11 protein-coding genes are annotated in these 11,814 nt (G+C 67.6%); 3 read left to right on the top strand and 8 right to left on the bottom strand.

The features are described 5' to 3' along the window. The first annotated feature begins 2 nt into the window (after positions 1-2). On the top strand, positions 3-1,130 hold the full coding sequence (locus tag K307_RS11295) for an enoyl-CoA hydratase/isomerase family protein (RefSeq protein ID WP_042878259.1): 1,128 nt from the start codon (positions 3-5) through the stop codon (positions 1,128-1,130). A 14-nt stretch (positions 1,131-1,144) separates the two neighbouring features. Then, complete coding sequence (locus tag K307_RS11290; RefSeq protein WP_042878258.1) at positions 1,145-1,822, top strand: Crp/Fnr family transcriptional regulator; 678 nt, start codon at positions 1,145-1,147, stop codon at positions 1,820-1,822. Here the strand turns inward: K307_RS11290 and alaC are convergent. From alaC to K307_RS11270, 4 genes are all read right to left on the bottom strand, one after another. Next, positions 1,816-3,087, bottom strand: a complete 1,272-nt coding sequence (gene alaC / locus K307_RS11285; RefSeq protein ID WP_042878257.1) for an alanine transaminase — start codon at positions 3,085-3,087, stop codon at positions 1,816-1,818. The genes K307_RS11290 and alaC overlap by 7 nt on opposite strands. A 121-nt stretch (positions 3,088-3,208) precedes the next feature. After that, positions 3,209-3,598 (bottom strand): hypothetical protein, encoded by a 390-nt coding sequence (locus K307_RS11280; protein WP_042881833.1) that lies wholly within the window; start codon positions 3,596-3,598, stop codon positions 3,209-3,211. An 87-nt stretch (positions 3,599-3,685) separates the two neighbouring features. Further along, complete coding sequence (locus K307_RS11275; protein ID WP_042878255.1) at positions 3,686-4,513, bottom strand: siderophore-interacting protein; 828 nt, start codon at positions 4,511-4,513, stop codon at positions 3,686-3,688. A gap of 78 nt (positions 4,514-4,591) precedes the next feature. Then, entirely contained in the window at positions 4,592-5,290 is a 699-nt protein-coding gene (locus K307_RS11270; protein WP_042878254.1) for a PadR family transcriptional regulator, read from the bottom strand. Between the two features lie 228 nt (positions 5,291-5,518). Here K307_RS11270 and K307_RS11265 point away from each other — a divergent pair, with 228 nt between their 5' ends. Next, positions 5,519-6,571 (top strand): hypothetical protein, encoded by a 1,053-nt coding sequence (locus K307_RS11265; protein WP_051974816.1) that lies wholly within the window; start codon positions 5,519-5,521, stop codon positions 6,569-6,571. Between the two features lie 224 nt (positions 6,572-6,795). Here K307_RS11265 and K307_RS11260 read toward each other — a convergent pair whose 3' ends face one another. The 4 genes from K307_RS11260 to K307_RS11245 all read right to left on the bottom strand — a co-directional run bounded on the left by K307_RS11260 (position 6,796) and on the right by K307_RS11245 (position 11,813). Next, a complete protein-coding gene (locus tag K307_RS11260) occupies positions 6,796-7,872 on the bottom strand; it encodes an MBL fold metallo-hydrolase (protein WP_042878253.1) in 1,077 nt (358 codons plus the stop codon). A gap of 150 nt (positions 7,873-8,022) precedes the next feature. After that, positions 8,023-9,468: an FAD-binding oxidoreductase gene (locus K307_RS11255; RefSeq protein ID WP_042878252.1), complete on the bottom strand. Its 1,446-nt coding sequence runs from the start codon at positions 9,466-9,468 to the stop codon at positions 8,023-8,025. 25 nt (positions 9,469-9,493) lie between these two features. Next, entirely contained in the window at positions 9,494-10,300 is an 807-nt protein-coding gene (gene hpaI, locus K307_RS11250; RefSeq protein WP_042878251.1) for a 4-hydroxy-2-oxoheptanedioate aldolase, read from the bottom strand. Positions 10,301-10,337: 37 nt separating this feature from the next. Continuing rightward, positions 10,338-11,813, bottom strand: a complete 1,476-nt coding sequence (locus K307_RS11245) for an NAD-dependent succinate-semialdehyde dehydrogenase (protein ID WP_042878250.1) — start codon at positions 11,811-11,813, stop codon at positions 10,338-10,340. Position 11,814: the final 1 nt, after the last annotated feature.

The raw sequence follows: 11,814 nt of genomic DNA, 5'->3' as shown, positions 1-11,814 counted from the left end.
CCATGCGCCTGACTGAGGAGACCACGGCCGCCAACTTGGACGCCGCCGAACCCGAGGTGCTGTTCCACGCCGTCAACGGCGTCGGCATCGCCACGCTGAACCGGCCGCGCCAGCTCAATGCGCTGTCGTACCCGATGATCGTCGCGCTCGGCGCGCAACTGGAGGCTTGGGCGCAGGACGACGCCATCCGCGCGGTCGTGCTGCGCGGGGCCGGCCCCAAGGCCTTCTGCGCCGGCGGCGACATCCGCGCGCTGACCGACAGCTACCGCGACGGCACCCCGCTGCACCGGCGCTTCTTTATCGACGAGTACACGCTGGACTACCGCCTGCACCGCTATGCCAAGCCGCTGGTGGCACTGATGGACGGCATCGTCATGGGCGGCGGCATGGGCCTGGCGCAAGCGGCGCACCTGCGCATCGTCACCGAACGCTCGCGCGTGGCCATGCCGGAGACCGGTATCGGGCTGGTGCCGGACGTGGGCGCCAGCCATTTCCTGTCGAAGCTGCCGGTAGAGCTGGCCTTGTACCTGGGGCTGACCGGCGTCACCATCGGCGCGGCCGACGCGCTGCTATGCGGGCTGGCCGACGCAGCCGTCGACAGCGGCTCGCTCGCCGGCCTGGAGCAGACACTTGCCGGCATTGACTGGGGCAAGGACGTGCTGGCAGACCTGCGCCACGCGTTGGTGCACGAGCCGGTGGCAAGCGCCGCCGATGCGCCGCTGCTGCAGGTGCTGCCGGCATTGCTGCGGCATTTCCCGGCGCACGCCACGCTGCCCGAGATCCTTGCCGGGCTGGCCTGCCAGGACGATCCCCAATACACCGCGTGGGCTACCCGCACCATCGACGTCCTGCGCACGCGCTCGCCGCTGGCTGCCTGTGTCACGCGAGAGCTGCTGCTGCGCGGCCGCCGCATGGACCTGGCCGACTGCTTCCGCATGGAGCTGGCGGTGGTGGTCAATACGTTCTCGCAAGGCGATTTCATCGAAGGCGTGCGCGCGCTGATCGTCGACAAGGACAACACGCCGCACTGGCGCACCGCCAGCTACGAAGCCGTCGATGACACCGCGGTGCAGGCGCTGTTCCGGCCGTGGTGGGCGCCGGGCGAGCAGCCGCTGCCCCTGCACGCCTGAGCGGTTGCGGTGCCGTGAGCCTGGACGCGCTGCTGGCGCGCAGCGCGTGGGCCGGCTTGCTGACGCCGGAGCAACGCCAGCGCGTGCGCACCGAACTGCGCGAGCGCCTGGTGCCGCAAGGCGCCTACGTCAGCCGCAAGGGTGAGCCCGCCGATTGCTGGCTGGGTGTCGCGCAGGGACTGGTGAAGGTGCATTGCGCCACCGCGTCGGGCAAGCGCGCCACGCTGACCGGCGTACCCGCCGGCGGCTGGCTCGGCGAAGGTTCGCTGCTCAAGCGCGAAGCGCGGCGCTATGACGTGGTGGCGCTGCGCGATTCGCGCATCGCCTGCCTGCCGCTGGCCACCTTCGAATGGCTGCTGGCCAGCAGCCTGCCCTTCAATCGCTACCTGATCACGCAACTGAACGAGCGCCTCGGGCATTTCATCGCCACGGTCGAACATGGGCGCATGCATGGCGTCGAGGGCCGCGTGGCACGCGCGCTGGCGGCGCTGTTCCATCCGGTGCTGTGCCCCGCGCTCGGCGCCGACGCGGCGTCGAGCCTGCACCTGACGCAGGAAGAAGTCGGCCTGCTGGCCGGCATCTCGCGCCAGCGCGCCAATGCGGCGCTGAAGGTGCTGGAGGATGAAGGATTGCTGGCGGTCGAGCACGGCGTGGTGCACGTGCTCGACCTGGAGGCACTGCGACGTTACTGAGCCGCGCGCTTGGTGGCCTTTGCGGGTTTTGCCGCGTTGTCAGCGTGCTCCGGCGCAGGCACCTTCACCAGCCCGTCCGCACGGAACATCGCCTTGATGCCCCGCACCGCTTGCCGGATGCGCGATTCGTTCTCGATCAGCGCAAAGCGCACGTACTCGTCGCCGTAGTCGCCAAAGCCGATGCCCGGCGACACCGTCACCTTCGCCTTCTCCAGCAGTTGCCGCGCAAACTCCAGCGAACCCAGGTGGCGATACGGCTCCGGAATCCGCGCCCAGATATACATCGACGCCTTCGGGATATCCACCGGCCAGCCCGATTCGATCAGCCCGCGGGCCAGCACGTCGCGGCGCGACTGGTACTGCGCCGCGATCTCGCGCACGCATTGCTGGTCGCCTTCGAGCGCCGCAATGGCCGCCACCTGCAGCGGCGTGAACGTACCGTAGTCGTGATAGCTCTTGATGCGCGTCAGCGCCGCCACCAGGTCCGGATTGCCCACCATGAAGCCGATGCGCCAGCCCGCCATGTTGTAGCTCTTGGACAGCGTGAAGAACTCCACCGCAATGTCCTTGGCGCCCGGCACCTGCATGATCGACGGCGCCTTCCAGCCATCGAAGACGATATCCGCATACGCCAGGTCATGCACGACAAAGATGTCATGCTTGCGCGCCAGCGCGATCACCCGTTCGAAGAAATCCAGCTCCACGCATTGCGCGGTCGGGTTCGACGGAAAGCCCAGCACGATCATCTTGGGCTTGGGATAGCTGCCGCGGATCGCGCGCTCCAGCTCGGCAAAGAAGTCGATGCCCGGCACCAGCGGCACCGAACGGATATCCGCGCCGGCAATCACCGCGCCGTAGATATGGATCGGGTAGCTGGGATCGGGCACCAGCACCGTATCGCCGCGATCCAGCGTGGCGAGCATCAGGTGCGCCAGCCCTTCCTTGGAGCCGATGGTGACGATGGCCTCGGTATCGGGGTCGATCTCTACGTCATAGCGCTCGCGATACCAGTGCGAGATCGCGCGGCGCAAGCGCGGGATGCCCTTGGAGGCCGAGTAGCCATGCGTATCGGGCCGCTGCGCCGCCTCGGTGAGCTTGGCCACGATATGCGCCGGCGTGGCGCCATCGGGGTTGCCCATGCTCATGTCGATGATGTCCTCGCCACGGCGGCGGGCGGCCATCTTCAGCTCGGCAGTGATATTGAAAACGTACGGGGGAAGGCGATCGATGCGCGCAAAGCGGCGCTTGCCAGAAGCGGCAGTCATGGAGGGAGTCCTTTACGTAAGCGCCCGGAACCGTCCGAGCGACGTCGGCGGCCGTTGTCTCGGCCACCGGAGACTCATGTTAGCGGGGATGCGGCCGTTGCACAACGGCTGCGTGCGATCCTTACAGCATTCCGCCCGGCAGATGCGTGGGCCGTTTCGCCGGCAGGTTGCGCACGATGCAGTCCAGCGCGGGCGCGTCAGAGCGCCCGCCCAGCGCCGCACTGATGGAATCACGGTATTGCTTGATCGAGATACGCTGGTAATACAGCCGCGAGGTCTGGTCCAGCCAGTAGACGTAGTTGCTGTCATCACTGTCGCCACTGGTACGCAGCCATTCGCTGATATTGCTCGAGCCCATGACCATGTTCGGGCACGCGGTCTTCAGCGAATCGAGATAGGCATTGAAGTCTTTCGCCTGGATATTGCGCACCGAGTCAGGCGCGCAGGCAGCAAGGACAACCGCACTGGCGGCCAGCGCAAGGCGCAGGCTGGATGGGAGGCGGCAAGGCATGGCGGCGTGCGGCACGGCGAGTCCTCCAGAGGGCGCGATGGCCCTAATCTTAGGCCATCGCGACCATCGCGTACATGGCGCTCCGCCTCAGTCGTCCAGCGTCTCATGCACCGCCGAATCGCCACGCTTCCAGTACGCCGATGCGCGGATGCGGCGCTTGTCGATGCCGCGCTCGCTGACCAGGTACTGGCGCACCGCCTTCATCGCCGCGGCTTCACCGGCGGCCCAGACATAGCCTTCGCCGCGCGGCAGCGTGAGCTTGCGCAGCGCTGCTTCCAGCTGGCTGCCTTCGGGCGCATCGCCGCGATGCAACCAGTACAGGTCGAGGTGCGCCTGTGTCGGCAGCGGGATCTGCGCGGCTGCATCGGCCACTTCCACCACCACGATGGCGCGGGTAGGCGGGCCGAGTTCTTCAAGTCTTCGACCGATCGCCGGCAGCGCGGTATCGTCGCCAATCAGCAGGTGCCAGTCGAAGGCCGCCGGCACGACGAAGGAGCCACGCGGCCCGCCTACGCCCAGGTACTGGCCGGCGCGCGCCTGTGCCGCCCACGTCGACGCGGGACCGTCGCCGTGCAGCACGAATTCGATATCCAGTTCGCGCTTTGCCGCGTCATAGCGGCGCGGCGTGTAGTCGCGCGCGGGCGGGCGCGGCTGGCCTTCCGGGAAGGCGATGCCGTCAGGCGTCACCTGCGGCAGCACCGGCTTGTCGGCGCCATTCACCGGGAAAAACACCTTGACGTGGTCGTCGAACGACGCCGAGACAAAGTCCTCCAGGTCGGCGCCGCCCAGTGTCACGCGCAGCAGTTGCGGTGAAACCTGCGTGGTGTGCAGCACCTGCAGCAGGCGCATCTTGAGCGGATGACGCACGCGCTGGACCGTCAGGTCACGTGCGGATTCAGGGAAGTTTGCAGTCATAGAAGGATTCGTTGATGTCGAGCCCGGCGCTTGCCGGGTCCAGTTGCCGATGGTGCAGGCCAGTGTCAGCGCCACGGCTCAGGCCTTGGGACCTGCTTCGATTTCGGCCACCGCGCGAGACAGGATCTCGGCAATGCGGCGCTGCTCGTCCACGCCCGCCTCGCTGCGCAACATCAGCGCGCGCTTGAGCGCGCCACGCGCCTGCACCAACTCGGGCAGCCAGCCGCCCTGCTCCGGCTCGACCTGCGGCTCGCCGCTCATCGCCCGGCGCATCCACTCCATCTTGCGCGCCACGTGGCGCAGCTTGCCGAACATCACGTCGACACGCTCGCGGTTGGCCGAGAGATGGGCCCTGCCCGTGTCTGAGAGCTGGTAGCGCTTCTTGTTGCCTTCCGTATCGACGGTCGCGTAGCCGACTTCTTCCAGGTAAGTCAGCGCCGGGTACACCACGCCCGGGCTCGGCTTGTAGAAGCCGCTGGTGCGCGTTTCCAGCGCCTTGATCAGCTCGTAGCCGTGGCTGGGTTTTTCCTCAAGCAGCGCCAGCAGCAGCAGTTGCAGGTCGTCGGCGCTGAACTTGCGGCCACGGCGCCAGCCTTCGCCGTCAAAGCCGCCGGGACCGTCCGGGCCGCCGGGGCCAAAGCCATCGTCATGACGGCCGCCCCAAAAACCGCCGGCCTGGTGGCGGCCCATGGCGTGGCGCGCCAGGTGCGGGGCAAGGCGCATGAGGACGTGCCGTCCGTGGCCGGAAAGGCTGAAGGGGTGGCAATGGTGGCGCATGGATCGCTTCGATATGTCGCAAAACATATCGTACGATATATATCGTACGAGCTAATGTCAAGCCGGGTACAGGCTGGCCGGGAGTCGCGTGCCCTGGCACACACAACCGGGTTGTGCAGACGCGCCCCGCTCTCCAACATTCATTTAACGCCAAGCTCCGTACAAGAAGGTGAGCGGCCTGACCGCCCCAAACCCACCACAAGTGAGCAGGCAAAACGGGGGAGACACATGGGCGCCACCACACAGCGAAGGCTTGCAGCAGCCTGGACCGGCGTCATGATGCTGGCATCGTGGCAATCGGCGCGAGGCGCCATGGAAGATGCGCTGCTCAGCGCGGAGTCTTATGGGGCTGTGGCACAGGGATATGCCGCTGAGGGCGCGTATGACGGCAGCGGTCATTACCAGGGGGGGCATGTCAGGGCCGGCTACAAGCTCGCTCCGTCATGGTCGCTGGAGGCCGACTATTGGCGCAGGCATCCGACCGATGCCCGTGACTCGGCGGACATCGGCAGCTGGCTTGCGGGCGTCAGCTACAGCGTGCTAGCCAGCCCGGATGTAGGCCGGAAACTCACGCTGAGATTGTCGGCGTGGGGCAACTACGCCAGCAGCCTGGGCAAGAGCAGTGCGGCGGGCAGCCACTTTTCCGATTTTCAGTCCGACCATCCGCGCGACACGCAAGCGCAGGCTGACCTGGTCTATACCGGACAACCGTCGACCAGCCAGTGGCTGACGGGCTTTGCCAGTGCCGGCTATAGCTGGGTGCGATCCGGCGATATCGAAGGCACGCTGCAACAAGGCGGGTGCCCATACAACTTCAGGGTGGCTCACGACAGCACGGCCATCGGCACGCTCACGGCCGCCCCGTGCCGGACGGCGGGCGCCATCATCCCCATGGGCGGCTTCCCGATCCTGGCCACGCAGCCCGGCATCGATGCCGACAGGGGCTACAACTACAGCGGGGCCTTTCTCGGCGCGGGCGGCTCATGGCAATGGCGGTATGGCCCCGTCAGCGTCGTCGCCGGCTACCACGCGCAGTATTTCTTTCGCGATCTCGACACCCGCCTTGGCGCCTATGGCGCGCCCAGGCCCCAGTTCAACCAGGCGGTCTTGCTCCAACTCTCCTATGCCGTCAACCGGTACGTCGATGTGTTTGCGCGTGGGCAAGGTTTCCAGAACAGCCTGACGGGGTATGCGCCCATGCTCTACAACCCCGCCACGGCAAACCGCCTGGACAGGTCATACGGGCTGCTATCGATCGGACTGCGAGTCAGCGGGTTCTAGCGGGCGCGCCCGTGCGGCGCAACTACCGCGTGACGGCGCTTGCAGCCCGCGTTCTGGTTAACCGGACTCGACGCTGGTCAGCGCGGAAAACACCGGCGCCAGGCGATAGATCATCAGGACCATCGCCCGATGCGCCATCGACTTCGTACGACCGCCCGTCCGCCACCGCATCCAGGCGCTGCGTCCTGCCAGCGACCGAATGCGCCATCAGCGCTTCCCGCCCACTATTTCATCCGATACCAATAACACCCATCAATCCCCACCTCCCTCACCACCTCCCCCCGCGCCAACAGGTAGTTCAGATGCGCAATACTCTCCCCCGTCGCCATCCCCAACAACCCACCACTCCCCGTAATCGGCCGCGAAAACAGCTCGCCAAACACATCCACCGCCCGCTTCGGCACAGCCAGCGCGTCGCGCAGCCGATCGAGCGCCTGCAACTGGCTGGCGCGCAGATAGTCGATGCGGGCATGCAGCCCACGGAAGGGTTCGTTGTGCGCCGGGAGCACCAGTACGTCGTCCGGCACGGCGGCGCGTACCTTGTCGAGCGAGGCGAGCCAATCCTGCATCGGGTCGGCGTCGGGCTCGGTCGGAAACACGGATACGTTGGAGGAAATGCGCGGCAGCACCTGGTCGCCGGACACCAGCACCTTCAGCGCCGGGCAGTACAGGCAGGCATGTTCCGGAGAGTGGCCTGTGCCGACGAGCACCTGCCAGTCGTGCGCACCGATGCGCACAACGTCGCCGTCGGTCAGCCGGCGGATGCTCTCCGGCAAGGCATGGACGTACTTGCCAAAGCCACCAAAGCGCGCCCGATACACCTCGATCGCCTCGTCGTCCCACCCCGCCTTGCGATAGAACTCGATCGCCTCATCCGGCGCCGCGCGCCCCGTGTCCGCCGCCAGCACGCGGCACATCAGGTATTCCAGCCTTGTCATCCACAGCTGGCAGGCAAACTTGCGCGTGAGCCACCCGGCCATGCCGACGTGGTCAGGATGCATATGGGTGACGAACAGCCGCGTCAGGCCGCCGGCGAGCGCGCCGGCGCTGCCGAACAATGTGCGCCAGGCCTGCGCGGTCTCGGGGGTTTGCAGGCCGGAGTCGACCGCGGCCCAGCCGTGGCCGTCGTGGATGGCCCACAGGTTGATGTGGTTCAGGCCGAGCGGCATCGGCATGCGCAGCCACAGCACGCCGGGGGCGATCTCATGGGCGCGGCCGGGTTCCGGCGCGTCGCCGCAGGGGTAGTCGAGCTCGGGTTTTTCGAGCGGGGCGGAGGCTGAGTTGGGGACTTGGGCGCTCATCGTTATCTCGGCCGGTGCCGGCCGTGGTGTGCCGGATACCGGTGCGACGATGCCCCGGCTCCGCGCGTTCTGGAACTGACACCATAGCCGAGATAGGCGATTCTTGCTACGCGCGCCCTGCCCCCTGCGCCGCGCGGGATTCAGGGCGGCTTATTGCCCCAGCGGCGGCAGCACTTTGCCCGGATTGAGCAGGTTCAGCGGGTCGAGCGCCTGCTTGACCTGCCACATCAGTTCCAGCTCGACCCGGGACTTGTAGCGCGTCAGGTCGTCGCGCTTGATCACGCCGATGCCGTGCTCGGCCGAGATCGAGCCGTTCTCAGCGTGCGCCAGTCCGTCGACCAGCGTCGTGACCGGTTCATACCATTGCGCCAGGAAATCCTTGGCCGGCTGGTCCTTGGGTCGCAGCGGGTTGAAGTGCACATTGCCGTCGCCCATGTGGCCGTAGATCACCATGCGCGCATCGGGCGCCAGTTCCAGCACCCTGGCAGAGGCCTCTTCGACGAAGGCGGCAATGCGCGACAGCGGCACCGAGACGTCGCACTTGATGCTGCCGCCGGTGCGGGTCTGCGCGTCGGAGATCTCTTCGCGGATGCGCCAGAAAGTCTGCGCATCGGCGAGGCTCGCGGCCACGGCGGCGTCGCGCACCAGTCCCTGGCTGAAGCCGGATTCGAGGATCTCCATCAGCGTGGCGTTCAGGCTCTCGGCATCGGTGCCGGAGGTCAGCTCGATCAGCACCATCCACGGGTGGCTGTCCTGCAGCGGCGAGGCGACGTTGACGAGGTATTCCAGCACCAGCTCGAGCGCGGGCTGCGAGATCAGTTCGAACGCGGTCACGGCCTGGCCCGAGAGGCGCTTGGCCTCGCCCAGCAGGGCTACCGCGGCCGCGGGATCCTGCACCGCGACGAAGGCCACGGCGCTGCTGCGCGGCTGCGGCATCAGCTTGAGCACCGCGCCGGTGATGATGCCCAGCGTCCCTTCCGCGCCGATAAACAAGTGCTTAAGGTCGTAGCCGGTGTTGTCCTTGCGCAGGCCGCGCAGCGATGAATAGATGCGCCCGTCCGGCAGCACCGCCTCGATGCCGAGCACCAGGTCGCGCATATTGCCGTAGCGCAGCACGGCGGTGCCGCCGGCGTTGGTGGACAGGTTGCCGCCGATCTGGCACGAGCCTTCGGAGCCGATGCGCAGCGGGAACAGGCGCTGCTCAGCCTCCGCAGCGCTGCGGGCCGCGCTCAGCGTGACGCCGGCCTGCACGGTCATGGTGTCGTTGATGGGGTCGATACCCAGCACGCGGTTCATGCGGCTCAGGTTGACGACCACGGCGGTGCCGCTGTCGTCGGGCACCGCGCCGCCCATCAGCGAGGTATTGCCGCCCTGCGGCACCACCGGCACGCGATGCGCATGGCACCACTGCAGCACCTGGCTGACCTGCTCGGTCGATGACGGCAGCACCACCACCTGCGCCTTGCCGCGATAGATGCCGCGGTAGTCGGTGACATAGGCCTGGGTGTCGGCGTCGCCGCTGCGGCAGGCGTTCTCGCCGACGATGGCCTGCATCGCGCGCAAGGTGGTGTCGGGGGTCTGGGTTTCAGCGGACATGTGTGGGTCCTGAATGGGATGCGGGTCAGTACGCGGCGGACGGCTTGTCCGCGGCGCTGTCCGAGGGCTGCTCGCGGAACGACGCGGCGAGCTTGCGCGCGGCGTTGGCGTACATCAGCACGTCGACACCGGTGGCCACGAAGGTGCAGCCGAGTTCCAGGTAGCGGCGCGCCAGCGCCGGGTCGGAGGTCAGCGTGCCGGCGGCCTTGCCGCCGGCGATGATGGTGCGCATCGCGCCTTCGATCGCCGCCTGCACTTCCGGGTCGCCCGGGCGGCCGCGATGGCCCATCGAGGCGGCCAGGTCAGCCGGGCCGATGAAGACGCCATCGATGCCATCGACCGCACAAATCTCTTCGAGGTTCTGCAGTGCCGTCACGGTTTCCGCCTGCACCAGCACGCAGACTTCATCGTCGGCCACGTCGAGGTAGTCGGTGCGAGAGCTCCACAGCGAAGCACGCGCCACCGCACTGCCCACGCCGCGGATGCCCTGCGGCGGGTAGCGCGTGGCGCTGACCAGCGTGCGGGCCTGTTCGGCGGTATCGACCATCGGCACCAGCAAAGTCTTGGCGCCGATATCCAGCAGCTGCTTGATCAGCGGCACCTCGCCGGACACGGCGCGCACCACGGGCTGGGACGGGTACGAGCCCAGCACTTGCAGGGCATGCAGTGTCGTTTGCAGGTCATTGGGGGCGTGTTCGCCGTCGATCAGCAACCAGTCGAAACCGGCAGTGGCCGAGACTTCCGCCAGGTACGGCGTGGCCATCGACAGCCACAGGCCGATCTGCGGCTGGCGTGCAGCCAGCGCGGCCTTGAAGGGATTGTTTGCGGGCATGGTGGTTCCTGTTCGGTTTGCTGTCTCGCCCGGCGCGTCAGCCAAGCTGGCCCTGGCAAAGGTACTTGGTATGCATGTAATCGTCCAGCCCGTGGCGCGAGCCCTCGCGCCCGTAGCCGGATTCCTTGACGCCGCCGAACGGTGCCGCCTCGGCCGCAATCGCCCCCTCGTTGATGCCGACCATGCCGGTTTCCAGTGCCTGCGCCACGCGCCAGATGCGGCGGATGTCGTTGGAGTAGAAATACGCGGCGAGGCCGAACGGGGTGTCGTTGGCGTCGCGGATCACTTCGGCTTCGTCGCGGAAGCGGAAGATGGGCGCGACGGGGCCAAAGGTCTCCTCGCACGACAGCTCCATTGCCGGCGTGGCGTCGACCAGCACCGTCGGCGCGTAGTAGTGCGGGCCGTCGGCGGTGCGCACGCGCTTGCCGCCGGTGACCACGCGCGCACCCCTGGCGACAGCGTCTTCGACATGGCGCGCGATCTTGTCGACGGCGCGGGCGTTGATCATCGGGCCGATCTGCGCGCCCTCCTCTGTCGCCGGGCCGACATGGAGCGCGCCCACGCGCTGCGCCAGGCGCCCGACGAAGGCGTCGTGCACGGCATCATGCACGTAGACGCGGTTCGGGCAGACGCAGGTCTGGCCGCCGTTGCGGAACTTGGAGGCCACCAGGCCGTCGACCGCGGCATCGAGGTCGGCGTCGTCGAAGACGATGAACGGGGCGTTGCCGCCCAGTTCCAGAGAAAGCTTCTTCAGCGTGGCCGCCGATTCGCGCGCCAGGTGCTTGCCCACCGGCGTGGAGCCGGTGAAGGTGATCTTGCGCACGCGGCTGTCGGCGAGCCAGGCATCGACCACGCCGGGCGTGTGCTCGCGCGACGCGGTGACCATGTTGAGCACGCCTGCCGGGATGCCGGCCTGTTGCGCGAGCCATGCCAGCGCCAGGGCCGTCAGCGGGGTATCTTCCGCGGGCTTGGCCACCACCGTGCAACCCGCGGCCAGCGCGGGAGCGATCTTGCGGGCGATCATCGCCAGCGGGAAATTCCACGGCGTAATGGCTGCCACCACGCCGACCGGCTCCTTCAGCACCAGCAGCTTGCGGCCCGGCACCGCCTCCGCGACGATATCGCCGCAGATACGGGTGGCTTCTTCGGCGAACCATTCGACGTACGAGGCGCCGTACAGCACCTCGCCGCGTGCCTCGTGCATCGGCTTGCCTTGCTCGGTCGAGATGATGCGGGCCAGGTCGTCCTGGTGCGCAAGGATCAGCGCATGCCAGCGCTTGATCAGCTGCGCGCGCTCGCGTGCGGGGCGGCGGCTCCATGCCAGAAACGCCGCCGCGGCGGCATCGACCGCGAGACGCGCATCGCCGGCATCGCTGTCGGCCACGCTGGCGAAGGTCTCGCCGGTGGCGGGGTCGGTCACCGGCAGGCGGCGGCCAAGGCCGGCATCGCGCCATTGGTGGTCAATAAGGTTCTGGCTGCGCAGCAGCGCAGCATCGGCAAGAGACAGGGCCATC

The sequence above is a fragment of the Cupriavidus necator A5-1 genome (genome assembly GCF_000744095.1).
In the GTDB taxonomy this organism is placed as follows: Bacteria; Pseudomonadota; Gammaproteobacteria; order Burkholderiales; family Burkholderiaceae; genus Cupriavidus; species Cupriavidus necator_A.
This window is presented reverse-complemented; position numbering and strand designations above follow the sequence as displayed.

Bases quoted from the DNA above. Each gene is read 5' to 3' on its own strand.
- K307_RS11295 (WP_042878259.1), top strand. From the start codon at position 3: ATGCGCCTGACTGAGGAGACCACGGCCGCCAACTTGGACGCCGCCGAA.
- alaC (WP_042878257.1), bottom strand. From the start codon at position 3,087: ATGACTGCCGCTTCTGGCAAGCGCCGCTTTGCGCGCATCGATCGCCTT.
- K307_RS11280 (WP_042881833.1), bottom strand. From the start codon at position 3,598: ATGCCTTGCCGCCTCCCATCCAGCCTGCGCCTTGCGCTGGCCGCCAGT.
- K307_RS11275 (WP_042878255.1), bottom strand. From the start codon at position 4,513: ATGACTGCAAACTTCCCTGAATCCGCACGTGACCTGACGGTCCAGCGC.
- K307_RS11270 (WP_042878254.1), bottom strand. From the start codon at position 5,290: ATGCGCCACCATTGCCACCCCTTCAGCCTTTCCGGCCACGGACGGCAC.
- K307_RS11265 (WP_051974816.1), top strand. From the start codon at position 5,519: ATGGGCGCCACCACACAGCGAAGGCTTGCAGCAGCCTGGACCGGCGTC.
- K307_RS11260 (WP_042878253.1), bottom strand. From the start codon at position 7,872: ATGAGCGCCCAAGTCCCCAACTCAGCCTCCGCCCCGCTCGAAAAACCC.
- K307_RS11255 (WP_042878252.1), bottom strand. From the start codon at position 9,468: ATGTCCGCTGAAACCCAGACCCCCGACACCACCTTGCGCGCGATGCAG.
- hpaI (WP_042878251.1), bottom strand. From the start codon at position 10,300: ATGCCCGCAAACAATCCCTTCAAGGCCGCGCTGGCTGCACGCCAGCCG.
- K307_RS11245 (WP_042878250.1), bottom strand. From the start codon at position 11,813: ATGGCCCTGTCTCTTGCCGATGCTGCGCTGCTGCGCAGCCAGAACCTT.